The 26,680-nt window shown below is 38.4% G+C and carries 23 protein-coding genes and 2 pseudogenes; 16 read left to right on the top strand and 9 right to left on the bottom strand.

The annotated features are described in order from the left end of the window. Positions 1 to 223: 223 nt before the first annotated feature. From AC1M87_RS08295 to ahpF, 4 genes are all read right to left on the bottom strand, one after another. Complete coding sequence (locus tag AC1M87_RS08295) at positions 224 to 1,435, bottom strand: YeeE/YedE family protein (RefSeq protein WP_481593425.1); 1,212 nt, start codon at positions 1,433 to 1,435, stop codon at positions 224 to 226. A gap of 131 nt (positions 1,436 to 1,566) precedes the next feature. After that, entirely contained in the window at positions 1,567 to 2,268 is a 702-nt protein-coding gene (locus tag AC1M87_RS08290) for a VIT1/CCC1 transporter family protein (RefSeq protein ID WP_035265394.1), read from the bottom strand. 149 nt (positions 2,269 to 2,417) lie between these two features. Beyond that, on the bottom strand, positions 2,418 to 2,762 hold the full coding sequence (locus AC1M87_RS08285; RefSeq protein WP_035265393.1) for a hypothetical protein: 345 nt from the start codon (positions 2,760 to 2,762) through the stop codon (positions 2,418 to 2,420). 174 nt (positions 2,763 to 2,936) lie between these two features. Continuing rightward, positions 2,937 to 4,502, bottom strand: coding sequence for an alkyl hydroperoxide reductase subunit F (ahpF, locus tag AC1M87_RS08280; protein ID WP_481590248.1), 1,566 nt, complete (start codon positions 4,500 to 4,502; stop codon positions 2,937 to 2,939). A 236-nt stretch (positions 4,503 to 4,738) separates the two neighbouring features. On the opposite strand from ahpF, the gene AC1M87_RS08275 reads away from it, so the two are divergent. Both AC1M87_RS08275 and AC1M87_RS08270 read left to right on the top strand, forming a co-directional pair. Beyond that, positions 4,739 to 4,960 (top strand): DUF1653 domain-containing protein, encoded by a 222-nt coding sequence (locus tag AC1M87_RS08275; protein ID WP_035270203.1) that lies wholly within the window; start codon positions 4,739 to 4,741, stop codon positions 4,958 to 4,960. A gap of 65 nt (positions 4,961 to 5,025) precedes the next feature. Beyond that, positions 5,026 to 5,610 carry an O-methyltransferase gene (locus tag AC1M87_RS08270; protein ID WP_481593424.1) on the top strand — a complete coding sequence of 195 codons (585 nt, stop codon included), beginning with the start codon at positions 5,026 to 5,028 and terminating at the stop codon, positions 5,608 to 5,610. A 76-nt stretch (positions 5,611 to 5,686) separates the two neighbouring features. Here AC1M87_RS08270 and ahpC read toward each other — a convergent pair whose 3' ends face one another. Beyond that, positions 5,687 to 6,250: an alkyl hydroperoxide reductase subunit C gene (gene ahpC, locus AC1M87_RS08265; RefSeq protein WP_035270191.1), complete on the bottom strand. Its 564-nt coding sequence runs from the start codon at positions 6,248 to 6,250 to the stop codon at positions 5,687 to 5,689. 510 nt (positions 6,251 to 6,760) lie between these two features. Between ahpC and hrpA the strand changes: the two genes are divergently transcribed. From hrpA to AC1M87_RS08245, 4 genes are all read left to right on the top strand, one after another. Continuing rightward, positions 6,761 to 10,648 carry an ATP-dependent RNA helicase HrpA gene (gene hrpA / locus AC1M87_RS08260; protein ID WP_481593494.1) on the top strand — a complete coding sequence of 1,296 codons (3,888 nt, stop codon included), beginning with the start codon at positions 6,761 to 6,763 and terminating at the stop codon, positions 10,646 to 10,648. A gap of 46 nt (positions 10,649 to 10,694) precedes the next feature. Beyond that, positions 10,695 to 11,810 carry a beta-ketoacyl-ACP synthase III gene (locus AC1M87_RS08255; RefSeq protein WP_481590326.1) on the top strand — a complete coding sequence of 372 codons (1,116 nt, stop codon included), beginning with the start codon at positions 10,695 to 10,697 and terminating at the stop codon, positions 11,808 to 11,810. Between the two features lie 19 nt (positions 11,811 to 11,829). After that, entirely contained in the window at positions 11,830 to 12,600 is a 771-nt protein-coding gene (locus AC1M87_RS08250; RefSeq protein WP_092768833.1) for a lysophospholipid acyltransferase family protein, read from the top strand. Between the two features lie 469 nt (positions 12,601 to 13,069). Beyond that, positions 13,070 to 13,897 carry an SDR family oxidoreductase gene (locus AC1M87_RS08245; RefSeq protein ID WP_481589608.1) on the top strand — a complete coding sequence of 276 codons (828 nt, stop codon included), beginning with the start codon at positions 13,070 to 13,072 and terminating at the stop codon, positions 13,895 to 13,897. Between the two features lie 45 nt (positions 13,898 to 13,942). On the opposite strand, the gene AC1M87_RS08240 is transcribed toward AC1M87_RS08245, so the two are convergent. Continuing rightward, complete coding sequence (locus AC1M87_RS08240; protein ID WP_180028996.1) at positions 13,943 to 14,755, bottom strand: M48 family metallopeptidase; 813 nt, start codon at positions 14,753 to 14,755, stop codon at positions 13,943 to 13,945. Positions 14,756 to 15,871: 1,116 nt separating this feature from the next. Between AC1M87_RS08240 and dsbD the strand changes: the two genes are divergently transcribed. The 3 genes and pseudogenes from dsbD (at position 15,872) to dsbG (ending at position 19,425) form a co-directional block, all read left to right on the top strand. Next, a complete protein-coding gene (gene dsbD / locus AC1M87_RS08235) occupies positions 15,872 to 17,833 on the top strand; it encodes a protein-disulfide reductase DsbD (protein ID WP_481593423.1) in 1,962 nt (653 codons plus the stop codon). Next, positions 17,833 to 18,678 carry a prolipoprotein diacylglyceryl transferase family protein gene (locus tag AC1M87_RS08230; protein ID WP_481593422.1) on the top strand — a complete coding sequence of 282 codons (846 nt, stop codon included), beginning with the start codon at positions 17,833 to 17,835 and terminating at the stop codon, positions 18,676 to 18,678. The genes dsbD and AC1M87_RS08230 overlap by 1 nt, the downstream gene beginning before the upstream one ends. A 45-nt stretch (positions 18,679 to 18,723) precedes the next feature. Then, positions 18,724 to 19,425, top strand: a pseudogene (dsbG, locus tag AC1M87_RS08225) (thiol:disulfide interchange protein DsbG). Between the two features lie 100 nt (positions 19,426 to 19,525). Here dsbG and AC1M87_RS08220 read toward each other — a convergent pair. Further along, complete coding sequence (locus AC1M87_RS08220; RefSeq protein ID WP_481593421.1) at positions 19,526 to 19,843, bottom strand: metalloregulator ArsR/SmtB family transcription factor; 318 nt, start codon at positions 19,841 to 19,843, stop codon at positions 19,526 to 19,528. Positions 19,844 to 19,945: 102 nt separating this feature from the next. Between AC1M87_RS08220 and AC1M87_RS08215 the strand changes: the two genes are divergently transcribed. From AC1M87_RS08215 to AC1M87_RS08185, 7 genes are all read left to right on the top strand, one after another. Further along, positions 19,946 to 20,362, top strand: a complete 417-nt coding sequence (locus tag AC1M87_RS08215; protein WP_481593420.1) for a YeeE/YedE family protein — start codon at positions 19,946 to 19,948, stop codon at positions 20,360 to 20,362. Beyond that, complete coding sequence (locus tag AC1M87_RS08210) at positions 20,363 to 20,779, top strand: DUF6691 family protein (RefSeq protein ID WP_179997938.1); 417 nt, start codon at positions 20,363 to 20,365, stop codon at positions 20,777 to 20,779. Positions 20,780 to 20,793: 14 nt separating this feature from the next. Further along, positions 20,794 to 21,681, top strand: coding sequence for an MBL fold metallo-hydrolase (locus AC1M87_RS08205; protein WP_481593493.1), 888 nt, complete (start codon positions 20,794 to 20,796; stop codon positions 21,679 to 21,681). A gap of 193 nt (positions 21,682 to 21,874) precedes the next feature. Further along, positions 21,875 to 22,288 (top strand): DUF2946 domain-containing protein, encoded by a 414-nt coding sequence (locus AC1M87_RS08200; protein WP_481592452.1) that lies wholly within the window; start codon positions 21,875 to 21,877, stop codon positions 22,286 to 22,288. Positions 22,289 to 22,524: 236 nt separating this feature from the next. After that, positions 22,525 to 23,970 (top strand): cytochrome ubiquinol oxidase subunit I, encoded by a 1,446-nt coding sequence (locus AC1M87_RS08195; protein ID WP_481593419.1) that lies wholly within the window; start codon positions 22,525 to 22,527, stop codon positions 23,968 to 23,970. Further along, complete coding sequence (gene cydB / locus AC1M87_RS08190) at positions 23,967 to 24,971, top strand: cytochrome d ubiquinol oxidase subunit II (RefSeq protein WP_481593418.1); 1,005 nt, start codon at positions 23,967 to 23,969, stop codon at positions 24,969 to 24,971. Before AC1M87_RS08195 ends, cydB begins: the two co-directional genes overlap by 4 nt. An 11-nt stretch (positions 24,972 to 24,982) precedes the next feature. Beyond that, a complete protein-coding gene (locus AC1M87_RS08185) occupies positions 24,983 to 25,090 on the top strand; it encodes a DUF2474 family protein (protein WP_155757002.1) in 108 nt (35 codons plus the stop codon). A gap of 417 nt (positions 25,091 to 25,507) precedes the next feature. Here the strand turns inward: AC1M87_RS08185 and pcaD are convergent, their stop codons facing one another. Together pcaD and AC1M87_RS08175 are read right to left on the bottom strand one after the other, a co-directional pair. Next, a complete protein-coding gene (pcaD, locus tag AC1M87_RS08180; protein WP_481593417.1) occupies positions 25,508 to 26,287 on the bottom strand; it encodes a 3-oxoadipate enol-lactonase in 780 nt (259 codons plus the stop codon). Between the two features lie 48 nt (positions 26,288 to 26,335). Further along, positions 26,336 to 26,680: pseudogene (locus tag AC1M87_RS08175) on the bottom strand (acetyl-CoA C-acyltransferase); the annotation flags it as partial.

The raw sequence follows: 26,680 nt of genomic DNA, 5'->3' as shown, positions 1-26,680 counted from the left end.
GGGTTTTTTATATAGATGATGCAGCATTTAACAAACTCAGAGTAAGCGCATTCAGATTTATTATAAGAACAAACTTTGGTGGCGTAGCTGATTTCAATCGGCTAAAAATTTAATACTCCTTTCTTTTTCTTTCTTATCCTCTTGAATGGTTGTAATTGCACTATAGAAAGATAAAAAAACGCCCAATTGAAATTAGGCGTTCTTAAATATCGATATTTGCTGATTAGCAACCTGTAAGTTTTTCAGGCTGAGGCTTTTCATTCGGGAAAAATAGTGGACGAAGTTTCACACCTATACCATTACCAATAAAAGCGAAAATCAGCCATAACCACCCATGTAGACTGCCTGATGCAATGCCGCTGAAATAAGCACCGATGTTACAACCGTATGCTAATCGAGCGCCATAACCCAACATGATCCCCCCAATGACTGCTGCTAGAATTGAGCGTTTAGGGATATTGAGACTCGGTGCAAATTTTCCAGCGAGACCTGCTGCAAGTAAAGCGCCGAGCATGATGCCAAAATTCATCATAGAGGTGATATCAAACCACAACGAATTTGCTACAGCTTTAGCATTTCCAGGTTGTTGCCAATAGTCCCAAGCTGTTACATCAATTCCGACTAATGTTGCACCTTTCGCTGCCCATACTGCGAGTGCAGATGTGACACCCCATGGGCGACCAGCCAATGCAAGCGTGGCGAAATTAAGCAGGGTGAGAATAATACCACCCCAAATCAAAGGCCATGGTCCCTTTAGGAAACGTTTCCAGCCTTGATGAGCTGCAACAGGTTCTTGTTCAAGCTGACCGTGGCGTTTTTTCTCGAAGTAGACTGTTGCCAATGCGATCAAACCAAATAGCACGAAATTGAGTATTAGCGCTGGAATAACACCAAAGCTTTGTACTACTGAAATAGGGGCTAAATGTGGCAGTGCAAACCACCATTCAATATGTGAAGTAGCGATCAGTGAGCCTAAACAGAAAAAGAATAGAGTGATCAGCATACGTGAGCTACCACCACCGACTGTATAGAGTGTCCCAGATGCGCAACCACCACCCAGTTGCATGCCAATTCCGAAAATAAATGCACCAATCATCACGGACATCGATACGGGATTGACGTTGCCTTTAACGGGTTGACCAAATAACTCACCTGCACCTAAAGCTGGGAAGAAGAGCAGTACTGCCAGTGCGAGCATAATCATTTGTGCACGTAAACCACGACCTTTGCGTTCTTTAATAAAAACGCGCCAGCTCGATGTAAAACCAAATGATGCATGGTAGAGCGTCATACCAAGCGCACCACCAATAAGGAATAACAGGGCTTGATTAATTCCCACAATTTGATAAGCACCAAAGGTGCCTACAATCAATAAAACAATAGCGATCCAGACCGATGACTGTGATCGGTCAGATTGAGCTGCAATAATGGACATGAAGATAAGAAAAGCTGATAAAACACATCAGTATTTTAATTGATTGATTGTGGGTTGATAGTCCTACACTGCATTTATGCATTAAATGCTGCTGAGTAATATTGATTTTATATATTTGTAATTCTTATATGTTAGCCGACATGTACATTAAACAGTGAGCCAATCCAACTTGAAAATGCCATCGCTGCGATTCCCCAAAGCGTAATTCGCAATGCAGATTTTACTTTAGACGTTCCAGCAAAATATCCAGATAAAGCCCCTAGAATAAATAACGCTAAAATGCAAAAAAAGGCAACACTGTATTCTAAATATGCAGGAGGACTGATCAGTATAGCGATCATAGGGCAAGCTGCACCTATTGAAAAGGCGGTGGCAGAAGACCAAGCGGCTTGAAAAGGTTGAGCTGTTGTATTTTCATGGATACCAATTTCATCACGTGCATGTGCAGCTAACGCATCATGCTCGCTCAGTTGTATAGCAACTTGATGAGCAAGTTCGGGTGATAGTCCTCTTTGTATATAAATATGCGTTAATTCTTTCAGTTCTATTTGTGGATTGCGTGCTAACTCACTTGCTTCAAACTTTAGATCAGCTTCTTCAATATCAGACTGAGATTTTACTGAAATATATTCACCAGCTGCCATGGACGTTGCGCCTGCAATCAAACCAGCAATACAAGTGATTAAAAGGGTATGTTGATTCGCGCCACTTGCTGCCATCCCCATGATTAAACTAGTGACTGAAATTATACCGTCGTTGGCACCAAGAACAGCAGCTCTTAACCAACCTGTGCGATGTATATAATGTGGTTCTGTATGGTGCGAATAGCTCATAGGATTTTGTCTTATTATCTGAAAATGTTATTCAAAAATGAGTTGTTATTCATACAGTATAGGCTTGATTCGTATCTTGGGGCTGTAAAATTGAACTATTTGAGAAAAAATTAAAGCCTCTAAAGAGGCTTTAATTGGTAAAACTCAAATTATTGTTGAGCTTTTTCTTTTACATTCGCTGCACCTTCTTCTACAGCTGCCGCAGCATTAGCAGTTGCTTCTTTAGCCGCTTCTGAAGCGTTGTGCGCAGCGTTTTCAGCATGTGCAGCAGCATTATCTGCAGCTTGTGCTGTCGCATCAGCAGCATTGTCGACTGCAGTTGCAGTTGATTGAGCTGCATCTTCAGTCGCATTTTGAATATCTGCACCTGCTTGTTCAGCAGCATTTTCTAAATGTTCACCAGTTGTCGCGCCAGTTTCAGGAGCTTTATCCTTATTACACCCAACCAAAGCAACTGTAGCAGCAAGACCTAAAGCAACAAGAATCTTATTCATTTTATCTTCCTTTTTTAATTCAATGAGTATCCAAGTAGCATGGATGAGAACAATATAAGCAGATTTTAAATAAAGTTTTATTCAAAAATTGTAAAGATAATATTGGCTTATAAAAGAGCCCCGAGAAAGAGTTTTCTCAGGGCTACACTTTAGTGTGGTATGTTAAGGCTTAAATTACTGTCCAGAACGAATGATGTAATCAAACGCTGACAGTGATGCTTTCGCGCCTTCACCAGTGGCAATGATGATTTGTTTATAAGGTACTGTTGTACAGTCACCCGCAGCAAATACACCTTTTACATTGGTTTCGTTGCGATCGTTAATCACAATCTCACCACGGTTGGTTAATTCAACTTGAGTTTCTTTTAAGAAATCCGTGTTGGGTAACAAACCGATTTGTACGAAGATCCCCGCCAATTCGACAGTGTGTTCTTCATCCGTCGCACGGTCTTTGTATTTCAGTGCAGTGACTTGTTTGCCATCACCAACGACTTCTGTAGACAACGCATTTTTGATGACAGTCGTGTTAGGTAAGCTGTTCAATTTATCTTGAAGGACTTGGTCAGCACGTAGCTTAGTATCGAACTCAACCAAAGTGACATGCTCAACAATACCTGCAAGGTCAATCGCAGCTTCAACACCAGAGTTACCACCACCGATCACAGCCACACGTTTGCCTTTGAACAATGGACCATCACAGTGTGGGCAGTACGCAACACCACGGGTTTTGTATTCTTGCTCACCTGGTACATTCATTTCTCTCCAACGTGCACCTGTAGACAGGATGACCGTTTTCGATTCAAGTTTTGCACCATTCTCTAAAGTCACTTCAACTAAACCGTTGGCAGTTTCATCTGCACCTTTGATGTCAGACACACGTTGTAAGTTCATGATGTCGACACCGTATTCACGAACATGTGCTTCCATTTCAGCTGCAAACTTAGGACCTTGCGTCTTTTGCACTGATGTAAAGTTTTCAATGTCCATCGTGTCCATGACCTGACCACCCATGCGCTCAGCAACGATCCCGGTACGGATACCTTTACGAGCGGCATAGATTGCAGATGTGTTACCTGCAGGACCACCACCGATCACAAGCACGTCAAATGCATCTTTGGCATTGAGCTTTTCAGCATCTTTCGCAGCAGAATTAGTATCGAGCTTCGCAACAATCTCTTCCAATGTCATACGACCTTGACCGATATGTTCGTTGTCTTGGAACACCATTGGTACAGCCATGATTTTGCGTTCTTCTACTTCGTCTTGGAAGAATGCACCATCAATCATGGTTGCTGTTGTGCCAGGGTTGTAGATTGCGATCAAGTTAAGTGCTTGAACCACATCTGGACAGTTATGACAGCTTAAAGATACGAATACGTCAAAGTCAGATTTGATTTCTAAAGCTTTGATGGATGCCAATACTTCATCAGATACTTTTGGTGCATAACCAGAAGTTTGTAGCAATGCCAAAATCAAAGAAGTGAACTCATGACCCATTGGTAAACCTGCGAAGAAGACACGCGGTTCTTCACCTGCTTTTGCAATACCAAAGCTCGGCGCACGTTTATTTTGACCATCAAAACGAGCTGTGACGAATGGAGAAAGTGCAGCCACTTCTTCCACAAGTTCTTTGATTTTTGCAGATTTGTCTGAATCATTTAAAGTCGCAACCAATTCGATTGGACCCTCAAGGCGTTCTAAAAGCGTTTTTAATTGAGCTGAAGTATTTTGATCTAACATTGCTAACGTCTCCAAAGGAGTAATAATTCATTCGATACAGGTATACTAAGACAATTGATTGAATAGATAAAACAGTTTGTTTTTATAAATTCAATCGGAAAAATAAATTTAATCAAAGTCTTTGGTGTAGATGTATGAAAGTATTGAGTTAAAACTTGAATTTTCAAGTATAAAAGCAATTTGAATTCAGATATTTACATTAAAATTATTTTAATAGATATGAGCGAGGACCAATTATGACCTTAGAGAGAGGCATTTATAAACACTATAAAGGACAACTTTATCAAGTCCTTCATGTAGCGACGCATAGTGAAACTCAAGAAAAGCTTGTGGTCTATCAATGCCTTTATGGAGATTATTCAATATGGGTAAGGCCATTAGCGATGTTTACAGAAAGCATTTATCTAGAGGATGATGATCGTGAAATTGAACGTTTTAAATTGATTCAAAAATTATGATGATTGTCATAGTAAAGACTTTATCTTTGATTAGTTTATAGAAATCGATTCAATGAGAATATGTCATGAATGCTGAATTTCTAAGTCAAATGCAAAGTTTATATCAGCAGTTAATTCAACATGATGCATATCAAACTGATCGCGATCTGAGATATCGAAATATAAAACCAGAATCTGCCCATTATATTTCGATGCTTATTAAGATCCAGACCTCTAAACGAATTCTTGAAATAGGAACTTCGACAGGATATTTAACATTATGGATGGCGGAGGCGGTTTCGGAGCATCAGGGTCGAGTGACTACGGTTGATATAAACTCAGAAAGAACAGCACTTGCGACTCAGTACGCCAAACAGTTTAGTTTAGATCACCTTATTGATTTTATCAGCAGTGATGCAATTGATTTATTAATTAATGAAGGCGATGTGTATGACTTAATTATCTTAGATGCGAATCGACATGCATATCCTGATTATTGGCAATATTTAAAAAAGGTACTACATCCTGAACATGGCCTAATACTTGTAGATAAAGTGATTTCCCACGCCGCTGAAATACAAAGTTTTTTAAAGGATGTTAAAGCTGATCCAGATTTTTGCACGATGACGCTGAATATTGGGTGTGGATTATTGATGATTACGCGGAATTGATGGTGATTGAGAATTTGATGGATTGAACACAAAAAAACCACGCAAAGCGTGGTTTTTTTTAGTGCTATCTAATAAATTAGATTTTACCAACTAGATCGATTGAAGGAGCAAGAGTTGCATCGCCTTCTTTCCATTTAGCAGGGCAAACTTCGCCTGGGTGAGCGTGAACGTATTGAGCTGCTTTAACTTTACGAAGAAGTTCTTGAGCATCACGACCGATACCGCCAGCGTTGATTTCAACGATTTGGATTTTACCTTCTGGGTCGATTACGAAAGTACCGCGGTCAGCAAGACCAGCAGATTCGATTAGAACTTCGAAGTTTTTAGAAAGAGTCCAAGTTGGATCGCCGATTAATGGGTATTGGATTTTACCAATTACGTCAGAAGTGTCGTGCCAAGCTTTGTGAGTGAAGTGAGTGTCAGTAGAAACACCGTAGATTTCCACGCCTAATTTTTGGAATTCAGCGTAGTTGTCAGCAAGGTCACCAAGTTCAGTTGGGCAAACGAAAGTGAAGTCAGCAGGGTAGAAAAATACTACAGACCATTTGCCTTTAAGATCAGCTTCAGTCACGTCTACAAATTGACCGTTGTGGTAAGCTGTAGCTGCGAATGGTTTAACTTCAGTATTAATTAAGCTCATCATTGTCTCCATGATTGAGGTTAGTCTTTAATTTTCAATTAGAGTATCGAACTTTCGTTCTGTGCTGAAATGGTATTTTTACATTACAAAAATCGGAAAAACCGAATTATGTAAATTGATTGCCATTTAAGTTTGTCATCTGTCTTCCTTGTAACACATCAAAATGATGTATTCGTGACAGGATGAGAAAATTTCACATGCCTACCAACATGAAGACACTGAAGTGAAAATTCAAGGGTAAATATTAAAAAAATCATCATTATTTTGGATTTAGTTTTTCAAAAATATAAAAAGCTACATGAAAATTTCAAAAATTGTATGAATTGTCACATAACGCGGCTGACTTGTTTCTATTTCAACATAAGATCATTTTAAGCTTTATATTCTCATTTAATCTAAAAAAATAGTCCGATTCAGATTTGGGATAATCTTTGAAAATGAGTAGAATAAAGCGTTTCGTAATTGGTATAGGGCTAAAACTTGGCAACGATAGGGTTAAATGTAGAACAAATGGTGATGGCACGAGATCTTCATCGTTTAAATCGACTACGCAAAGGAAAAGATGCCAATGAAAAGCAATATCAAGAACTTTTTGAAAAATCAAATTTAAAAGTACAACAGCGTATTCAACGCATCCCTAATATCAAACTTAATCAAGATTTACCTGTTACCCAATATGCAGACAAATTGATTGAGGCCATTCAAAAACATCAGGTCATTATCGTTGCGGGTGAAACAGGTTCAGGTAAAACAACTCAGCTTCCTCAGATAGCCATGCTTGCGGGGCGTGGTTTAACAGGGTTAATTGGTCATACCCAGCCACGACGATTAGCTGCGCGCAGTGTATCGCAACGTATTGCAGAAGAGTTGGGTGAAAAACTCGGTGAGTCTATTTCATTTAAAGTAAGGTTTAACGAACAGGGTTCACAGGACTCTATCGTTCGTTTAATGACAGATGGTATTTTGCTGGCTGAATTGGCTCATGATCGTTTCTTAACCAAATATGACACCATTATTATTGATGAAGCACATGAGCGCTCGCTCAATATTGACTTCATCATGGGCTATTTAAAACAGCTCTTGCCACGTCGTAAAGATCTTAAAGTCATCATCACATCTGCAACTTTAGACGTTAATCGTTTTTCAAGTTACTTCAATAACGCACCGATCTTTGAGGTTGAAGGTCGTAGTTTTCCTGTAGAAGTGCGTTATCGTCCGATCTCTGAAATGAGTATTGTAGGGAGTGATGATGATGAGTTTGATGACTTTGAAGAAAACCTACCGCGCGCAGTAGTATCAGCTGTTGAAGAATGTTTCAAAGATGCACAGGAAAAAGGTCATCCTGAACACGCAGATATTTTGATTTTTGCCAGTACGGAACAAGAGATTCGTGAGCTGCAGGAAACTTTAATCAAACATGGACCTCGTCATACAGAAGTTCTACCTTTGTATGCGAGACTAGCGTTATCTGAACAACAAAAGATTTTTAATCCTGCTGGTGGTGGACGGCGTATCATTATTGCCACCAACGTTGCGGAAACTGCATTGACCGTTCCAAACATACGTTACGTCATTGATAGTGGTTTTGCACGTATCTCTCGTTATAACTACCGTTCGCGTGTTCAGCGTTTACCGATTGAAGCGATTTCTCAAGCAGCAGCCAATCAGCGTAAAGGTCGTTGTGGTCGTATTGCACCGGGTGTGTGTATTCGACTGTATTCAGAAGAAGACTTTTTAAGTCGTCCCGAATTTACTGAACCTGAAATCAAACGTACTAATTTGGCATCTGTTATTTTGCAGATGCAGAGTTTAGGTCTTGGAACACTCGAAGATTTTGACTTTATTGAACCGCCTGATCATCGTCTCGTCAATGATGGTCGTAAACTGCTGATTGAACTCGGGGCGATGACGGAAAAGAGTAATCCTTCTCTTGCGGCTAAAACAGCCTCATATTTAGATAAAGGTGGACTTCAAGGCAAAGGCGATTCTCTCACCAAAATTGGTCAACAAATGGCAAAAATGCCAATTGATCCAAGACTCGCACGTATGATTTTGGGGGGTGCTCATTTTGGGGCACTCAATGAAGTATTGATTATCGTGGCTGCGTTAGCTGTTCAGGATCCAAGAGAGCGTCCTGCTGATAAACAAATGCAAGCGGATCAGAAGCACGCCTTATTTCGTGAAGCCGACTCTGACTTTCTGTTCTATCTCAAATTATGGGATGCGTTGGTTGCAAAGCGGGAGATGAGTGAAAATAAGCGTCGCACATTTGCACGTAATCATTTCTTGAGTTGGTTACGCTTGAGAGAATGGAAAAAAACACATGAGCAACTGGTTGATCTTGCTCAAGGCTTAAAGCTTTCTTTTAATGAAAAGAAAACCAGTTACGAAAATCTTCACAGAGCTTTACTCACGGGACTATTGTCATTCATTGCAAATAAAACAGATGAACGCAATGTATTCATGGCAGTGCGTCAACAAAAGGCACGTATATTTCCTGCATCGACCTTACACAAAACCAATACACCATGGGTCATGGCATTTGAGATGGTAGAAACCTCTCAGGTGTATTTACGAACACTGGCGAAAATTGAGCCTGAGTGGATTTTGCTAGCTGCACGTGATTTAGTGAAACATCATTACTTTGAACCGCATTGGTCGAAAAAAGCAGGTGTAGTTAACGCATATGATCAAATTTCACTGTTTGGTTTGATTATTGAGCCTAAGCGTCAAATCAATTATGAAAAGGTCGATAAAACTGCGGCGCATGAAATTTTCCTTCGCGATGCTTTAACGACGGGTCATCTAGGGATTACACCACCATTTTTAAAACATAACTTGCTTAAACTAGAAGAGGTTGAGCGAGTAGAAGATAAATTGCGACGTCGTGATTTGGTGGTAGACGAAGAGACGATTTATCAGTTTTATGCTGCAAAAGTGCCTGAAGATGTAGCGAGTCGGCGTAGTTTTGAAGATTGGCGTGCAACAGTTGAGCCTCAAAATCCACGTTATTTGTTCATCGATGACGATGCTTTATGGCTTAACGATCGTCCAACTACCCAACAGTTTCCTGATTACTTACGTAATGGGGACCTTCGTTTAGCGGCAAGTTATCGATTTGACCCAAGTCATGATGAAGATGGTGCGACGGTCAAGATTCCACTACAGGCCCTGCCACAAGTAGATGAAAACTTATGGTCATGGGGCATTCCAGGTTGGCGTCTTGATTTGATTGAAGCACTATTAAAAGCTCTTCCAAAAGATAAGCGTCGTGGCTTGGTACCTATACCAGATACTGCGCGTAAACTGATGTCCAAAATAGATGCGCAAGATTTACAAAAGCATATTTTTAGTTTTTTAGCTTTTCAATTGAGAGGCGAACAGATCACTGAAAAAGATTTTAATGTAGATCGAATTGAACAATATCTTTTACCGCTCATAAAAGTCATCGATGAAAAAGGGCGAGTGATTGAGCAAGGTCGCGATTTATCAGAATTAAAAGCACGCTGTCGTACTGAAACGCATAGTCCAGTCAAGCAGTTAAAAGGTGAGTATCAAACTTTCCCTGAGCATTTTGTGTTTGAAGCATCGCAAAAAGTCACAGGTGTCGTCGTCAAACAATATCAAGCACTTGTACCAAGCAAGGAATTTTCTAAGCTTGAGCAAAAGGATGAGTCAGGTGTTGTCATTCAAACGTTTAATGATCAGCACGAAGCAATACGCCATCATCGTGCTGGTATTATTCGCCTGATTCATATGCAGCTAGGTGATTTGATTCGACAGCTTAAAAAACAAATTTCTAAACCACTCGCATTAGCCTATTCCCCTTTGGGTGATAAAGCTCAGTTAGAACAAATGTTAGTTTACGCAACATTGCAAATGGCTTTAGAGAAAGAGCCTGTAGATGCGCAAGATTTCCAAACAATTCTGCAGGCTGTCAAGCAGTCTTTCCTGACGCATGGTCAAAAGGTCTTGGCTGCCTTTAATGACATTTATGTACAATGGCAACAAATTCGACGCGATTTGATGATGATTGATGCCAATGTATTTGGTAAGAATATCGATGATATTGAAGATCAACTTGATCTAATGAGTTTAGCGGATTTTGCTTATAGTAAATCTGTAGACGTGTGGATTGAATTTCCACGCTATCTTAAAGCTTTGTTGATCAGGATTGATCGTTTGCCTCATAATTTAAAACGAGATGATGATGCGATTGCTCAAGTCGATCCTTGGATGGATAAATTATTTAAATATAAAAATGATCAAAAATTGAAAGAGTTATATTTTATGGTTGAAGAGCTGAGAATCTCATTATTCTCTCAACCGATGAAAACCAAGATGCCTATTTCGCCAAACCGTATTCAAAAAGTATGGGAACGTCTCGGAATCAGTTAATATAGCTTTAATTTGAAATATTGAGTTACTCAAAAAGGAGTTTTGCATGGGCATTCGTATTACAGGCACTGGCTTATTCCATCCTGAACATGTCATCACCAATGAAGAATTGGTTGAAAGTTTAAATGCTTATGTAGAAAAGTTTAATCAAGAGAATGCTGAAAAAATTGCTGCGGGTGAAATCGAAGCACGCCGTGGTTCAAGTGCAGAATTTATTGAGAAGGCTTCAGGTGTTAAAGCACGCTATGTTGTAGAGAAGGAAGGCGTATTAGATCCTAATCGTTTACGTCCAAACTTAGCAGAACGATCAGATGATGAAATTTCACTTCAAGCTGAGTGGGGTGTGATCGCTTCAAAACAAGCAATGGAAAATGCCGGTGTAACTGCTGAAGACATTGATGTTGTAATATTGGCTTGTTCAAATATGCAACGTGCATATCCTGCGGTTGCTATTGAAATTCAAACTGCATTAGGCATTCAAGGTTATGCTTATGACATGAATGTTGCTTGTTCTGCTGCAACATTTGGCTTAAAACAAGCTTATGATGCGATTAAGTCTGGTGCTCGTCGTGTGCTCTTGGTCAATGTGGAGATCACATCAGGTCATACAGATTATCGTTCACGTGATTGTCATTTCATTTTTGGTGATGTGGCGACAGCTTCAATTATCGAAGATACAGATTCTAAAACTGGATTCGAAATTTTAGATACGCAATTGTTTACGCAATTCTCTAATAACATTCGTAATAATTTTGGCTTCTTGAATCCAAGTGAAACAACCAACGCGGATGATAAACGCTTCCGTCAAGATGGTCGTAAAGTGTTTAAAGAAGTATGCCCATTGGTTGCGAAAATGATTACAAAGCAACTTGAGAAAAACCAAATCGAACCGACGAATGTTAAACGTTTCTGGTTACATCAAGCCAATGCCAGCATGAACGAGTTAATCTTAAAGCTCGTGGTGGGTAAAGCTGTTGCTGAAGCAGATCCAGACTTAGTTCCAATCATTTTAGACGAGTTTGCAAACACTTCTTCAGCTGGGGTCATCATTGCGTTACACCGAACTGCAGATCAAGTGAATGATGGTGAATACGGTGTATTATGTTCATTTGGTGCGGGTTATTCTGTTGGTTCGATACTGGTTCAGAAGCGAGTAGCTTAATTAGATAAAGAGATGTTCAATGGAAAATAAAGCGTTGCAAATCCAACACCATTCTAAAATGATCCGATATGGTAGTTTGTTGCAACGTTTTTATTTTAAACCGACCTTTCTTGGTGTTGAACATCTCAATGCTGATCGACCTGCCATGTATGTGGGTAATCATACAATTTATGGCGTATTTGATACGCCAATTTTGATTGATTATCTATATACAGAGCACAAAATTAAAATTGTGAGTTTAGGTGATCACATTCATTTCAAAATACCGTATTGGAAAGATATGGTTCATAAAATGGGTGCAATTGAGGGTCTAAGAGAATACGCCAGAGATGCAATGCAACAAGGATACTCTATCCTAGTGTTTCCAGGTGGTGGGCGTGAGGTAGTAAAGCGCAAAGGGGAAGAATATCAACTCATATGGAAAGAGCGCTACGGATTCTTAAAGTTAGCTCAAGAATTTGACTACGACATTGCACCTTTTGTAGCTGTAGGTGGTGATGAAGTATTCGATTTGGCACTTGATGCCAATTATTTGCTTGAAAAAAAGTGGTTTAAAAAGCTTTTAGCTGTTCCTAAAATTGGAAAATTACTCCGTCAAGGTGATGTCTTGCCTTCAATACCCAAAAATATTATTCCTAAAAGAGTCCCATTCTATTTCAAATTTTTACCACGACAATCAATCTCAAATATCAAAACAGAACAGGATTTGATTGAATTCAGAGATCAATTGCAGCAAACGATTTACGAAAATATTGCATCAACGCAGTTGATACGAGATAGACAAGATTAAATCCTAGAAAATTATACTTGTTAATCTAATTATATTGTTGATTATAAAAATATTTTTAAAATAATATAAAAAAAATAAATTAGTGCTTTCTATTTTATATCAATTAGGTATATTATTTTAATGTAAATATTCAGTTTACTAAGCCCAAAGATTGTACTCCTCCTTGGGCTTTTTTTTATCTCAGAATAATAATAGTCGTATGAGCGCGATTTTCACTTTTTAAATTTCACACAAATTAAGTTTGAAAATCAAAGGTGAATTTTTGGCACAAAATGCAACTATAGTTGGTTTTTTAAAAATTAATAAAAACAGAATGTTATTTAAATTTTTTAGCCTGCTATCAAAACAATTCTAATTTTGTAATTGCAAAATGTATGCTTCTACGACTTAGAGGTTCATAAAGAAATTTTGCATAAGTGGTTTTTTTTTGTACATTGAAAACTCAAAAACAAAATAATACAGAGGGATTATGTCACTACAAGGAAAAACACTGTTCATTACAGGTGCAAGCAGAGGTATCGGTCGTGAGATTGCACTTAAAGCTGCAAAAGATGGTGCAAATATTGTGGTTGCTGCAAAAACGAGCACTGAACATTCGAAACTCAGTGGTACGATTCATTCTGTTGCAAAAGAAATAGAAGCAGCTGGTGGGAGAGCATTAGCGATCCAACTTGATGTACGAGATCAAGATGCTGTCGCAGCCGCAATGAAACAGGCTGCTGAACATTTTGGTGGGATAGATGTCCTCATTAATAATGCTGGTGCGATTAATTTGAGTGGGGTTGAAACGCTTGATCCAAATCGTTTTGATCTCATGTATCAAGTTAATACTCGCGCCGTTATGGTCTGTAGTCAAGCTGCCTTGCCTTATTTAAAACAAAGTCAAAATCCACATATTCTTAGTCTCTCTCCACCTTTAAATTTAAAAGAATCGTGGTTTGCGGTTCATTCTCCTTACACCATCAGTAAATATGGCATGAGTATGTTGACCATGGGAATGAATCAAGAATTCGAACGTTATGGGATAAGTGTTAATGCCTTGTGGCCTAGAACCATTATTGCAACTGCAGCGATAGAATTTTCTCTCGGTGGACGTGAGTTATTTAGCAAGGCTCGGACACCGGCAATCATGGCTGATGCAGCGTATGCAATCTTGACGAGTGAGAAACGTTCGATCACGGGTCGTATGATGATCGATGAAGAGATATTAAGAGAGAAAGGTGAAACTGATTTCGAAAAATATCGAGTTGAGCCATCAGATGAGGAATTGATGGTCGATTTATTTGTTGATCCATAAATGAGAAAGCCCAACATAGCGTTGGGCTTTATTATTTATACTAAATTATCGTAATGCAGTAAGGTTGACATCCTTTTGATACATCTCGATCTGCATGACTTGTTCAGTTAAGAATGCTTTACGTTGGTCATTGCTCGGATGACTTGCAAACAAAGTTGATTGATCTTTATTCATTTTACGTTTGTTGAGATTTGCTTCGAATTTATCCCAAAATGAGAGTGCTGCATTGTGATTGTAGCCCGCTCTCACCATCAAATCTAAACCAATCAAATCAGCTTCTTCTTCTAGATGACGGCGATGAGACATATTGGTTTGATTGCCTGATAAACCACTTGCAAGCCCGATGGCAGCCCCAGTTCCCATGGTTGCACCCATTAGACCCAAATTCATTGCTGCGAAACGAGAAGCCTTTTCACGACTATGATTACGGATAATGTGTGCCATTTCATGCGCAATTAGGGTGGCTAACTCGTCATCAGATAAGTTTTCAAACATATATACAGCCGAATTAACTACAATTTGCCCACTTTGAAAGGATTGGGCATTCGGTTTGCTGCTGAGCACACCGTTAATTCGCCATTGAATTGGTTGACGACCTTCACGTAAATATTGATTAGCATGTGGGATTAAACGTGCCAAAATTTGATTTAATCGTGGATCTTCGAGATATAAAGACTTAGTTTTCGCTTTCTTTTCAAATTTATTATAGCTACGGTTTGAAATTTTATTCCAAGCTGATTCCGGAATAATCATGAGTTGTTTGCGTTCGGAAGCTACAGTGCCTAATGATGTGGTTGAAACACAGCCAGTCGAGATTAATGCAATTGAACTTATAATACCAAACGCGAAGGATTTCATAATTACACCTTAATGATGGGATATTATTTGAGATCTAGCTTGATTTTTAATAGCTAGATTTTGTGTTCAATTATTGTTCAATATTTAGATTAATTAAACAAACATTATTTTAATTATTAATTTGAACGAATTAATAACATGGTGTTTATAATGAGATTTGAGTCACAATAATATTTTTTTTATTTGTTATTTTGTTATTTAGATAAATTATTTTATTTATATATATTTTGTATTTTATTATATTTTTTTTTATATTATTTGTGATTGGATTAATATTTATTAAAATTAATAGTATATATAAATCAGTATTTTATGTTTTATTATTGTTTTCTTTAAATATTTAAGTGTGATTCTGTTTTTGAATTTAATTTAATATGAGAATAAATTCTCACTATTTTAGTTGAATATTGATAAATAACTCATAACGAAATATTTTGGAATTTCATTCAAAGTTATTAAAAATTAATTCTTATATTGTGAAGTTTTTCTTATATGTTGATTTGGTGTATTTTGTGATTTAATTCACACATATTATCGTTGGGTATTTTAATTAAATTTGGGTGGGCTAATTATATGATTTTTAAACCACGAATTTTTTTGATCACAGTGTTATAAGGCCTGTTTGATTTTTGATAAGGTCTGAGCATCATTAATATGCGCATGCTGCTTATCCTAGCCAATTGATGCAACAGAACACTTTAAAATAAATTCATCTAAACTTATTTTGTCTTCAGTCAATATGATTGTATCAATTCGCTCAATTTCAAAGGTGTTTAGCCTGATCTTGAGTTTTCAGTACTCGTCATTCAATCGCATCGTATTTTGAAAGAATGATTAATCTTGATGTGGAGCACTCGGTGAATCAAATGAGGGTTTCTTTGGTGGTTCGAGTAAAGTCTCAATCACAAACGCTGTGCCAAGGTGATCAACAGAAATATTTAAAGAATTCCAACGGAATAATGAGATTTTTTGCGATATAAAGTTCATGTTAGGGCGAGTACAAATGTATGAGTGATCTCGAGTGACGATTGGCGTTGAAGCGGCATTTGTTTTATCACGCTTTCTTAATTCATTCGTTGAACTTTGAAAGACTAGACAGGAACTGAAACAGTCATTATGAACAAGTGGTTTAAGGGTAGTTTAATGCTTGGTTCTTTGGTGAGTAATTTTGCATTTGCAGATTTTCTACCACCAGATCAAGCATTTCAATTTGAGGCAGTATCAGTCAGTCATCATCAAGCTGAACTAAAATGGAAGATCGCAGATGGTTACTATCTCTATCATGATCAAATCAAAGTTTCAGACATTCAAGGTCCTGTAAAGTTATCTCTACCACGCCCAAAAGAGAAAGATGATCCAAACTTTGGTATGACCCAAGTACATTATCAGGATGTAATCAGCAATATTCCAGTCAAACCAAATCAAGAATTTAAGATTCAATGGCAAGGATGTGCTGAAAGTGGTTTATGTTATCCGATTCAAAGAACAACGATAACAACTGACAGCACAGGTTTATTCCCAGCGCAGCAAACTACACAAGCTAAGAAAGTTTTAAATCTCAAAGAAATTTCAGTGGCATCTAATGGAGTTGTAAATACTCGAGATGCACAAGAAAATGCTTCACCAAAAACAGAAACACAACTCATTTCAAAGGATAACAATACAGTCGCAGATCGTAAAAATTTTAACGCTACTGCGCTTGAGCTAGATAAAATCGAATTTGGGGAAAATAATTTAATCAGTGAGGATCAATCCACGCTAGATGCAAATTTATCTACAGAAAATCTGAATAGGCCAGCCAGTTTTTCGGGTGTATGGAACAACGATCAATTTTTTTTAAATTTGTTCTCTCAACAAAGTGTATGGCTTAATTTATTGGTGTTTTTAGGACTTGGAATATTGTTGGCATTCTTGCCTTGTTCATTGCCCTTAATTCCGATTTTATCAGGCATTCTTGTGCAAAATCACAGAGGTTATCGTGCCGCGGTAATAGCTTTTATTTTTGTCACAGGGATGGCTATCGTTTATGCGTTAATGGGATTCGTTGTTTCTCAACTGGGCTATAGTTTTCAGCGTTGGTTTCAAAGTCCGATCTTCATTAGTATTTTTAGTCTCCTTTTTATTATTTTTGCCCTTAATCTTTTTGGTGTATTTCAAATCTCTTTACCTCAAGGAATGTTACAACGCTTAGATCTTTGGCAACAAAAACAAAAAGGTGGAACATTGATCGGTGCAGGACTCATGGGGATGATTTCTGCACTGATTGTTGGACCCTGCATGAGTGCTCCGTTGGCTGGAGCATTAATATTTGTCTCACAGATGAACCAACCTTTATTAGGGGCGACTTATCTTTTTGTTTTGGGCATTGGGATTGGTTTGCCGCTTTTTATTGCGGCAGTTTTCGGGACGCATTTTTTACCTAAACCTGGGGTATGGATGGATCGACTCAAGGTCTGTTTTGGTTTCGTGATGTTGCTTGTGGCCACTTATTTCGCACGGCCACTTATTCCAACCAGTATTTATCAAATTTTGATGGGTCTTTTACTTCTTGGATTTGCTGTATATTTACTCGGGAAAATGCGACCTTATGTCGAAAAAATAGTGGTTAAAAGCATCATCATATTACTCAGTCTTGGCATGATGTTTTTAGGAATGAATTATGTGCAGCAAGGGTATACGCACTCACTTGTAACGCAGGCCAAAACATTACATACATGGCATAAAGTCAACTCTGCCGCGCAGCTTTCAAATGTTTTGAACGCAAATCAAGGTAAAGCCGTAGTAATTGATGTTTACGCAGATTGGTGTGTTGCATGTCAACCGATAGAAAAAGAGGTACTTCCGCGTGAAGATGTTCAAGCCCAACTCAATGAGTTGGTTTTAATTAAATTAGATCTCACTCATTTTGAACCAAGCCAAGATGAACTGTTAAAAAAATGGCAAATTTTAGGTCCGCCAACATTTATTTTTTTAAATACGCAACATGATGAAATACGTGATCTGCGCTTGACTGGCACTTTTACTGCAACACAGTTATTAAATCGATTGCAGGAACAATCTGTCGGGATGGTTCAGTAATGATTTCATTTGATGGGATTCAACTTGGATCACTCATGTTTCCATGGGTTTTATTGATTCTATTCAGTGGGATACTGTTCATCATTATCCTGATCAATGTTTTAGGTCATCACTATAAATGGACAGATACCCAAGTCAAAATCAGTAAAGATTCAGTGTGGACAAGCATCATTATTGGAGCAGTTGCCGCTAGAGTCATCTTTGTTATGTTCTATTGGGAGATTTATATTGAAAATCCTTTAGATATACTCAAAATCCAAGATAAAGGATTTAGCTTATGGAGTGGATTATTCTTCGGTGGGCTAAGCTATATCATTCTCAATCGAAGCTTACGAACAAAAATTAAAATCATTTTAGTTGGGGTGTTTTTATTTTGGGTAGCGATTGGCGTAATGATAAAAACTCAATACAAGGTTGAAAGTTATTATCCTGACCTAAGTTTTCAGATACTCCCAACTGATCATAGTGAAAATAAGAATGAAGGGTATTTCACAGATTTTTTGGGTCAGCCTACAGTCGTTAATTTGTGGGCGAGTTGGTGCCCGCCATGTCATAGAGAGATGCCAATACTTTTTCAAGCACAAAAGGCTCATCCCAATATTCATTTTGTGATGCTCAATCAAGGTGAAGATATCACAACGGTTCAAAACTATTTACAAAAACACAGCTTCAACTTTAAAAACGTCAGACTTGATGTAAATGGGGAAATGCCCAAACAGAGCAATAGTTTTGGCTTGCCAACTACATTGTTTTACGATGAAAAAGGTAAATTGGTGGATAGACATATGGGTGAGTTAAGCGCTGCAAAATTGCAAGAATATTTAATTAAAATGACAGCTGAGTAGAGCTAAAGGTTATGAAAGATATAAATTAATATTGTTGTCTAGCGTATTTTACTAAGTAGCGTCAGTTATGCGGATTTAAAAAAGCAGATTTCAGCAGAGGGCTTTGAGTTTGTAAAAGAAATTCCAGCACCAGCAGGTATGACAGGATGGGCAGGGCATATGAACCAACATCCAGGCACGGTTTTTATTTCTAATGATCAGAAATATTACATTATGGGTGATTTATATAATGTTGAAGGTGAAAATATTTCTATTGAAGCATTAAATACACATGTCAAAGTTGCCGTATTAGATGATGTATGGAAGAGCATTGAAAAGTCGACTTGGATTCAAGATGGTGAAAATACAGCAGCACGCGTTGTTTATGTATTTTAAGATCCTAACTGCCCATATTGCCATCAATTTTGGGAAGCTGCACGACCATGGGTAAACTCGGGAAAAGTTCAACTTCGACATATACAAGTTGGTGTGATTCGAGAAGAAAGTCGAGGGCAGATTGCCACCATACTTAACTCAAGTGATCCTGCTAAAGTATTTAATGACTACAATAAAAAGAAAGATAAAGAGCGATTAGTTGTTACGCAAAATATATCAAAATCTTTACATGAAAAAATCGACTATATCGAGTCACTCATGGATAAATATGGATTTTTTTCCACGCCCGCTATGGTATGGAAAAATCAACAAGGAGAGTTCAAGTCTATGCAAGGAATGGCAAAAGACTTGCAAGAAGTTTTTGGTCTTTAGTACTCTTGAATACAAAACTTTAAAATTTAATACATGGTCATTTGCATGGAGAATATGATCGTATTTGAGTCTCATATCCACAACTGAAAGAATTGCAAGATTATGAAGTAGGATCGCAATATAAGCTATAAAGCGTTTGCATAATGGTGAGGACTTTAGGATCACTCACTTGATAAAAAATTTGTTTACCTTCACGACGAGTCACCACCATTTCAGCTTTACGTAATACGGTTAACTGTTGTGAAAGCGTGGGTTGAAAAATTTGAGTTCGATTCTCAATTTCCTGAACGTTCAATTCACCATCTACTAAAATACAAAGTATCTTTAAGCGATCAGGATTCGACAGGACTTTAAGTCGATCGCTGACTTGATCAACTTGTGAAAAATCCATTTGATTGAATTCAACATCAGACGGCATTGGATGTTCCTTTGAAACAGAAGGATGCGTATGTTAAAGCATCTTGATTATTTTTAAAAATTATATAATATAAAAAAATATATTGTAAATAAGTAAATTGTTATGCATGATTTTGTGATTGCTTTTTTAGGTGGAGCACTACTCGGTTTATCTGTGATTGCATACTTATGTGTGAATGGTCGAATAGCAGGGATTAGTGGTTTAATCGGTCAAGTACTAAATCCGCATACAGTTTTCAAAACACCAGCATTGTGGTTTTTACTGGGTCTCATCATCACACCCTTTATCTATGGTATTTGGGTTCAGCCTGAAATTGAACTCGAAGCAAGTCCATTCATGATGATCGTGGCAGGTATTTTAGTTGGATTTGGAACACGTTTAGGTTCTGGCTGTACAAGTGGGCATGGCATTTGTGGTTTAAGTAGATTGTCCAAAAGATCTATTGTGGCAACACTGAGCTTTATGCTGACAGGCTTTATAACGGTTTATATAATTCGGCATGTCACAGGAGCATTCTAAATGAAAAACCTTTTTGCTTTTTTGTTTGGCTCACTTTTTTCCGTGGGGCTCATGTTATCTGGAATGTCGAACCCTGAAAAAGTTCTTAATTTTCTTGATTTATTTGGCGAGTGGGATGCAAGTTTGGCATTTGTCATGATGGGTGCCATTGTCGTGGCATTCATACCCTTTCAGATCGTAACCAGAAGTGAAAAGCCTTTAACTCTATTCAATGAGACTATTGATCTACCAAAGAGCAATCAGCTTGATAACAAGCTCATTATAGGTGCTAGCTTGTTTGGTATAGGCTGGGGCATTGCAGGCATCTGTCCAGCACCAGGATTAACATTGATTGGTTTAGGGCATTATCAATCACTCTATTTTGTGATTGCGATGTTGATAGGAGTTTTAATTCACCGTAAATGGATGGGGGCATAGTTATGAAACTAGTGATGAAAGACGCCACTCAAGATCAAATCAAGCCGCTAATTAAAGATTTTTTTGATCAAAATACCAATACATTTAGTTATGTCGTGGCTGATCCTGTGACATTAAGTTGTGCCATTATCGATAGTGTTTTAGATTTTGATGCTGCTTCTGCGACAACAACGACGGAACATGCTGACCAGATTATTCAATACATACATGAACAGCATTACAAGGTTGAGTGGATTTTAGAAACACATGTGCATGCTGATCATTTGACCGCTGCGCAATATTTAAAATCAAAGCTAGGTGGCAAAATTGCCATGAGTCATCATATCGGAATTGTACAAGAAACATTTGGCTCGATTTATCAATTGGATATTAAAGCAATAAACGCACAGCAACCATTCGATTATTTATTTAAAGATCATGAGTGTTTCAAAATTGGAGAAATTGAAGCCTACAACATTCCAACGCCTGGTCATACACCTGCTTGTCTTAGTTATGTGATAGGTGATGCAGTTTTCGTGGGTGATACTATATTTATGCCAGACTATGGTACAGCACGATGTGATTTTCCACGGGGCAGTGCAGCAGAATTATTTGATTCAGTTCAGAAGCTTTATCAACTGCCTGATCATATGCGTGTATATCTATGTCACGATTATTTACCAGAAAATCGACATCAATATATGTGTCAAACAGATATAAAAACGCAAAAAGAATCGAATATACACATTCGAATTGATTCAAAAAAGAATGATTTTGTGGAAATGCGCAATAGCCGTGACGCAACATTGGGGATGCCAAAGCTCATTTTACCAGCCATTCAAATTAATATAAATGGTGGCAAATTTCCGCCCATTGAACACAATGGAGTGTCTTATTTGAAAATCCCTTTAAATTTTTTTTAAATCTTAAAGTTTAGCTACTTTTATTTTTATAAATATTATAAATACATGTTATGTATAAAATTGAAAAAGGCTTTAAAAACAAGTTCAATAGGCGTATAGTTAAGTATGAAAGTTGATCAGCCTAGTCGGTTATTAACTTGATTTTTTTCTATGTTTCTAAACACTCTTTATCGATAAGAGTTGAGAGGAAATTTTGCTAAGATCTAGTGGACTCATCATTGCATTTGCAACGGTGTTATTACAACTAGCGGTTTATTTACAACCGATCTTACCGGAGAAATTTCATATCGCTCCGGTATGCATGTCTATTATGCATAATTTACTTTCTCCAGAACGCCATCAGCATGTTCATGAGACTTATCACGATCTCGTCCACCATTTGAGTGAAAACGAACATCATCACGACCATAATCAAATTACTCACCAATGCCAATATTGCACTGTTTATGGAGACCTCGTCTTACCATTTGATTTTGGTGTAAAAGAAATTTTTGATCGCTTACAAGTTAAGCTGAGTTTCTACCGCAATTCTTTTTGGCACGTTTATTTTTCTCTACAGAAGCTCTATCTTCTGCCTCAAGGCCGAGCGCCACCTTTTGGACTCTAATTGATTTAAACCTTGGATCATTTTGATCTTAATCAATTTATGTAGAGTTCAATATTATGAAAAAAATCTTTAAACAGTCTGTAGCCAACAGACGGTATTCACTCATCCTCAAAAAAGTGAATTTAAAATCGCGTGTTATCGGAGTGATACATGACATCTACAATGTAACTCTAACTGTAGTTTTAAACTCAGTGAAGAACAACATTCACCACAAAACTCAACGATAAGGTGACGTCATGGATCTAGGACTAACAGCGCTCGAATTGGCGCGTATTCAATTCGCATTCACTGTTTCATTTCACATTATCTTTCCAGCAATTTCGATTGGATTGGCAAGTTTTTTGGCTGTGCTCGAATGGCGTTGGCTTAAAACGAATGATCCTGTTTATCGAGATCTGTTTAAATTTTGGATAAAAATATTCGCACTTTCATTTGGTATGGGTGTCGTTTCAGGCGTGGTAATGAGCTATCAGTTTGGAACCAATTGGAGTGAATTTTCACGTATAGCTGGTAGTGTCACTGGACCATTGCTAACTTATGAAGTGCTCAGTGCGTTTTTCTTAGAAGCTGGTTTCCTCGGTATCATGTTGTTTGGCTGGGGGCGAGTTGGACCAAAGACGCATTTTTTTGCAACCTTAATGGTGGCAATAGGAACATGTATATCCATGTTTTGGATTCTGTCATCTAATAGCTGGATGCAAACACCTCAAGGCTTTGCATTTGAAAATGGAATAATCGTTCCTCAAGATTGGTTCGCGATTGTCTTTAACCCATCCTTTCCTTATCGATTAGCGCATATGGCACTGGCCGCTTTCTTGGTTTCAGGTTTATTGGTTGCCGCAACTGCTGCATGGCATCTACTCAAAGGACGTCGTGATGCGTTGGTGAAAAAGTCATTCTCGATGGCAATGTGGATGATCCTTGCTTTAGCTCCACTACAGATGTTCGTGGGTGATTTACATGGATTGAATACCTTAGAACATCAGCCTGCTAAATTAGCTGCAATCGAAGGTCATTGGGAAACCAATAAAGATCATGGTATGCCGTTGTATCTATTTGGTATTCCAGATATGGAAGCTGAAGAAACTAAATATGCGATTGGTATTCCAAATCTGGGTAGCCTGATCATGACACATACCCTTGATGGTGAGGTTAAAGGCTTAAAAGAATTCGCACCTGAGGATCGACCTAATTCACCCATTGTTTTTTGGAGTTTCCGAATCATGGTGGGTATGGGCATGCTCATGATCTTACTGGCTGTATTTGGTCTATGGCTACGTAAGACAGGCAAATTCTATGAGTCTAAATGGTTGCACAAGTTTGCTTTGTGGATGGGGCCTTCAGGTTTTATTGCATTATTGGCAGGCTGGTTTACCACTGAGGTGGGACGTCAACCTTGGATTATCTATGGCGTAATGCGTACGAAAGATGCGTTATCTCCTGTCTCTGCGGAACAGGTTGGGCTGACGCTGATTATTTTTGTTGTGGTGTACTGCATCGTATTTGGTATCGGTATCTTTTATATGTTGAAAATGATGGTGAAAGGACCAGAATTTATTTATTCAACACCACATTCAGATGGCGAAGTGATCCGAGCGTCTAAACGCCCGATGAGTACCATTGATAATGAACAACAACTTGAAGCATCAAACAAGGTGAATGATCAGGAGAATTTGAAATGATTGATTTATCATTGATTTGGATTGTGATCATCGCACTAGGTGTGTTGATTTATGTCGTTCTTGATGGTTTTGATTTGGGAATTGGTATTTTATTTCCATTTGTGAAAGATCGCCAAGAGCGTGATGTCATGATGAATACTGTAGCACCCGTATGGGATGGCAATGAGACTTGGATGGTACTTGGTGGAGCTGGTTTATTTGCCGCTTTTCCACTGGTCTATTCGACTGTGTTGTCTGCATTATATATGCCCATCACCTTAATGGTGATCGCGCTTATATTTCGTGGAGTTGCTTTTGAGTTTCGTTTTAAGGCTAATCGGACCAAAGCACTTTGGGACCAAGCATTTATTTGGGGTTCAATTTTAGCTTCATTTTTACAAGGTGTGATTTTAGGCGCTTATATTCAAGGAATACAGACCACCAATGGTGTGTTCACGGGTGGTGGTCTGGATTGGCTCACTCCATTTTCACTCTTTACAGGTTTAGGCGTTGTTGTTTTATACGCGACACTCGGTTGCGGATGGTTAATTTTTAAAACGGATGAGCGTGTACAAGATCATATGTACCGTCTGATGCCTAAGCTTATGATCGCGTTATTTCTAATATTTGGCGCTGTCAGTATTTATACTCCCCTTGTACATGACGATATTGCACAGCGTTGGTTTAGTCAGCCACAAATGTGGTATTTCAGTCCCGTACCAATACTGGTATTGATTTTCACTTTCCTAGCGCTCAGAGCTTGTAAACGTCGTCAGGAGTATGCGCCTTTCATCTATACATTGGCTTTGGTATTTCTTGCGTATACGGGTTTCTTAATTAGTTTATGGCCTAATATCATTCCGCCAAGTGTAACGATTTGGCAAGCTGCTGCACCTCAAAGTAGTCAATTATTTGCTCTCATTGGTGCACTCATTCTAATCCCAATTATATTGTTTTATACCGCTTTATCTTATTGGGTATTTAGAGACAAGGTCCGTGTTGGTGACGAAGGTTATCACTGAGGGGAATGATAATGAAACTGAATCAAGCAGGGTGGTTTATTGTTTTATGGCTCGGTGGTTTTTTAAGTCTATTATTGATTGCTGGTCTATTTCGATTGCTCATCCAGTGGGCGTATTAATCTAAATCTTTAGACATCAACAATTAACCCATCATCTAGGTGATGGGTTTTTAATTTAAATACTAACGACTAATCGTTGTTGATCATAATTGGGTAATAGAAACTATGATATAGGCACAATTAAGCGGATTTTAGCTTCTAAAACAACACTTTAAAAATTTACTTAAACAATTGATTTAAGATAAAATTAGAAGAATCATCTGAATCTTTGAGAATGATGAGTGAAATCGTTTCAATCACTGATGACATAACTATCGCCGTTTTAAGGAATCACGAGACTGATATTTAATTGTCGTTGTTCATGGTCTAATTACTGTGAAAAAAAAGCCAGACTGGTGGAGCAATCTGGCAAAGCGTCAAGATGAGTCACCCGTGAAAAGTGATGTTTCCTGAGTTCAGGTTTGAGTTGTTCCGAACTTAAGCCTGAATAAATTCAGCCACAGCTCGGTTAAACGCCTGTGGTTGTTCAACATTCGAAATGTGCGAAGCATTAATCTCAACAAGTTGACTACCCGCAATCGCTGCTTGCATAAACTGACCATCTGCCACAGTGGTCACAGGGTCTTCTTGACCTGCAATAATCAATACAGGAATCGAAATCTGTTTGAGTTGTTCACGCACATCCGCCTTAGCCAAAGCTTCACAGCAGCTTGCATAACCTTCAGGGCTGCCAGCTCCTAAGTCGTTTGAAAGTTTTTCAATCACTGCTGGGTTGCTTTGGATAAAGGGATCTGTAAACCAACGACCTGCAGCCGTTGATGCAATCGGTGCTAAACCTTGTTCACGAACCAATACGGCACGATCATTCCAAGCATTTTCATTGCCAATTTTAGCGGCGGTATTACACACAATCACATGACTAAAGCGTTGAGGATGATTGATCGCTAACCATTGACCTGTCAAACCACCCATCGAAATACCACAGAATGCAGCTTTTTCAACATTTAAATGGTCGAGTAAATTCACCACATCTTGACCAAGTTGATCAATGCTATATGGACCTTGAGGCGCGTCCGATGCACCATGACCACGCGTGTCATAACAAATCACATAATGAGAGCTTTTAAAAAACTCAATTTGTGATTGCCACATGCTGAAATTTGTCCCTAAAGAGTTAGAGAAAATAAGAGCAGGCTTGCTTGAATCACCAAAAGTTTGATAATTGATTTGCGCATCATTTGAAGAAAAAGTAGGCATAGAATCCCTCCCGACCTCCCTTGAGAAAAGGGAGGGGGTTTTTAATAGTTAAACACGTTCGATAATTAAAGCGATGCCTTGACCCACACCGATACACATAGAGCACAATGCATATTTGCCACCAGTTGCTTCAAGTTGATTCAGTGCAGTCGTCACCAAACGCGCACCTGATGCACCCAATGGATGACCTAGTGCAATTGCACCACCATTTGGGTTTACACGTGCATCATCGTCGGCTAAACCTAGGTCACGTGTACACGCCAATGCTTGTGCTGCAAACGCTTCGTTCAGCTCAATCACATCCATTTGCTCTAGTGTTAAACCGGTTTGTGCTAACAGTTTTTTAATCGCAGGTGCAGGACCAAAGCCCATAATGCGAGGTTCAACCCCAAC

The organism is Acinetobacter sp. 24-47-62 (assembly GCF_056779765.1).
Note: the sequence above shows the minus strand (reverse complement) of the source record. Positions and strands in the feature narration are given on the sequence as shown.

Bases quoted from the DNA above. Each gene is read 5' to 3' on its own strand.
- AC1M87_RS08270 (WP_481593424.1), top strand. From the start codon at position 5,026: ATGAATGCTGAATTTCTAAGTCAAATGCAAAGTTTATATCAGCAGTTA.
- AC1M87_RS08220 (WP_481593421.1), bottom strand. From the start codon at position 19,843: ATGCCGTCTGATGTTGAATTCAATCAAATGGATTTTTCACAAGTTGAT.
- pcaD (WP_481593417.1), bottom strand. From the start codon at position 26,287: ATGCCTACTTTTTCTTCAAATGATGCGCAAATCAATTATCAAACTTTT.
- cydB (WP_481593418.1), top strand. From the start codon at position 23,967: ATGATTGATTTATCATTGATTTGGATTGTGATCATCGCACTAGGTGTG.
- AC1M87_RS08295 (WP_481593425.1), bottom strand. From the start codon at position 1,435: ATGTCCATTATTGCAGCTCAATCTGACCGATCACAGTCATCGGTCTGG.
- AC1M87_RS08215 (WP_481593420.1), top strand. From the start codon at position 19,946: ATGCATGATTTTGTGATTGCTTTTTTAGGTGGAGCACTACTCGGTTTA.
- AC1M87_RS08230 (WP_481593422.1), top strand. From the start codon at position 17,833: ATGATTTCATTTGATGGGATTCAACTTGGATCACTCATGTTTCCATGG.
- AC1M87_RS08195 (WP_481593419.1), top strand. From the start codon at position 22,525: ATGGATCTAGGACTAACAGCGCTCGAATTGGCGCGTATTCAATTCGCA.
- AC1M87_RS08285 (WP_035265393.1), bottom strand. From the start codon at position 2,762: ATGAATAAGATTCTTGTTGCTTTAGGTCTTGCTGCTACAGTTGCTTTG.
- AC1M87_RS08205 (WP_481593493.1), top strand. From the start codon at position 20,794: ATGAAAGACGCCACTCAAGATCAAATCAAGCCGCTAATTAAAGATTTT.
- AC1M87_RS08245 (WP_481589608.1), top strand. From the start codon at position 13,070: ATGTCACTACAAGGAAAAACACTGTTCATTACAGGTGCAAGCAGAGGT.
- AC1M87_RS08240 (WP_180028996.1), bottom strand. From the start codon at position 14,755: ATGAAATCCTTCGCGTTTGGTATTATAAGTTCAATTGCATTAATCTCG.
- ahpF (WP_481590248.1), bottom strand. From the start codon at position 4,502: ATGTTAGATCAAAATACTTCAGCTCAATTAAAAACGCTTTTAGAACGC.
- AC1M87_RS08275 (WP_035270203.1), top strand. From the start codon at position 4,739: ATGACCTTAGAGAGAGGCATTTATAAACACTATAAAGGACAACTTTAT.
- ahpC (WP_035270191.1), bottom strand. From the start codon at position 6,250: ATGAGCTTAATTAATACTGAAGTTAAACCATTCGCAGCTACAGCTTAC.
- AC1M87_RS08210 (WP_179997938.1), top strand. From the start codon at position 20,363: ATGAAAAACCTTTTTGCTTTTTTGTTTGGCTCACTTTTTTCCGTGGGG.
- AC1M87_RS08255 (WP_481590326.1), top strand. From the start codon at position 10,695: ATGGGCATTCGTATTACAGGCACTGGCTTATTCCATCCTGAACATGTC.
- dsbD (WP_481593423.1), top strand. From the start codon at position 15,872: ATGAACAAGTGGTTTAAGGGTAGTTTAATGCTTGGTTCTTTGGTGAGT.
- AC1M87_RS08250 (WP_092768833.1), top strand. From the start codon at position 11,830: ATGGAAAATAAAGCGTTGCAAATCCAACACCATTCTAAAATGATCCGA.
- AC1M87_RS08185 (WP_155757002.1), top strand. From the start codon at position 24,983: ATGAAACTGAATCAAGCAGGGTGGTTTATTGTTTTATGGCTCGGTGGT.
- AC1M87_RS08290 (WP_035265394.1), bottom strand. From the start codon at position 2,268: ATGAGCTATTCGCACCATACAGAACCACATTATATACATCGCACAGGT.
- hrpA (WP_481593494.1), top strand. From the start codon at position 6,761: ATGGTGATGGCACGAGATCTTCATCGTTTAAATCGACTACGCAAAGGA.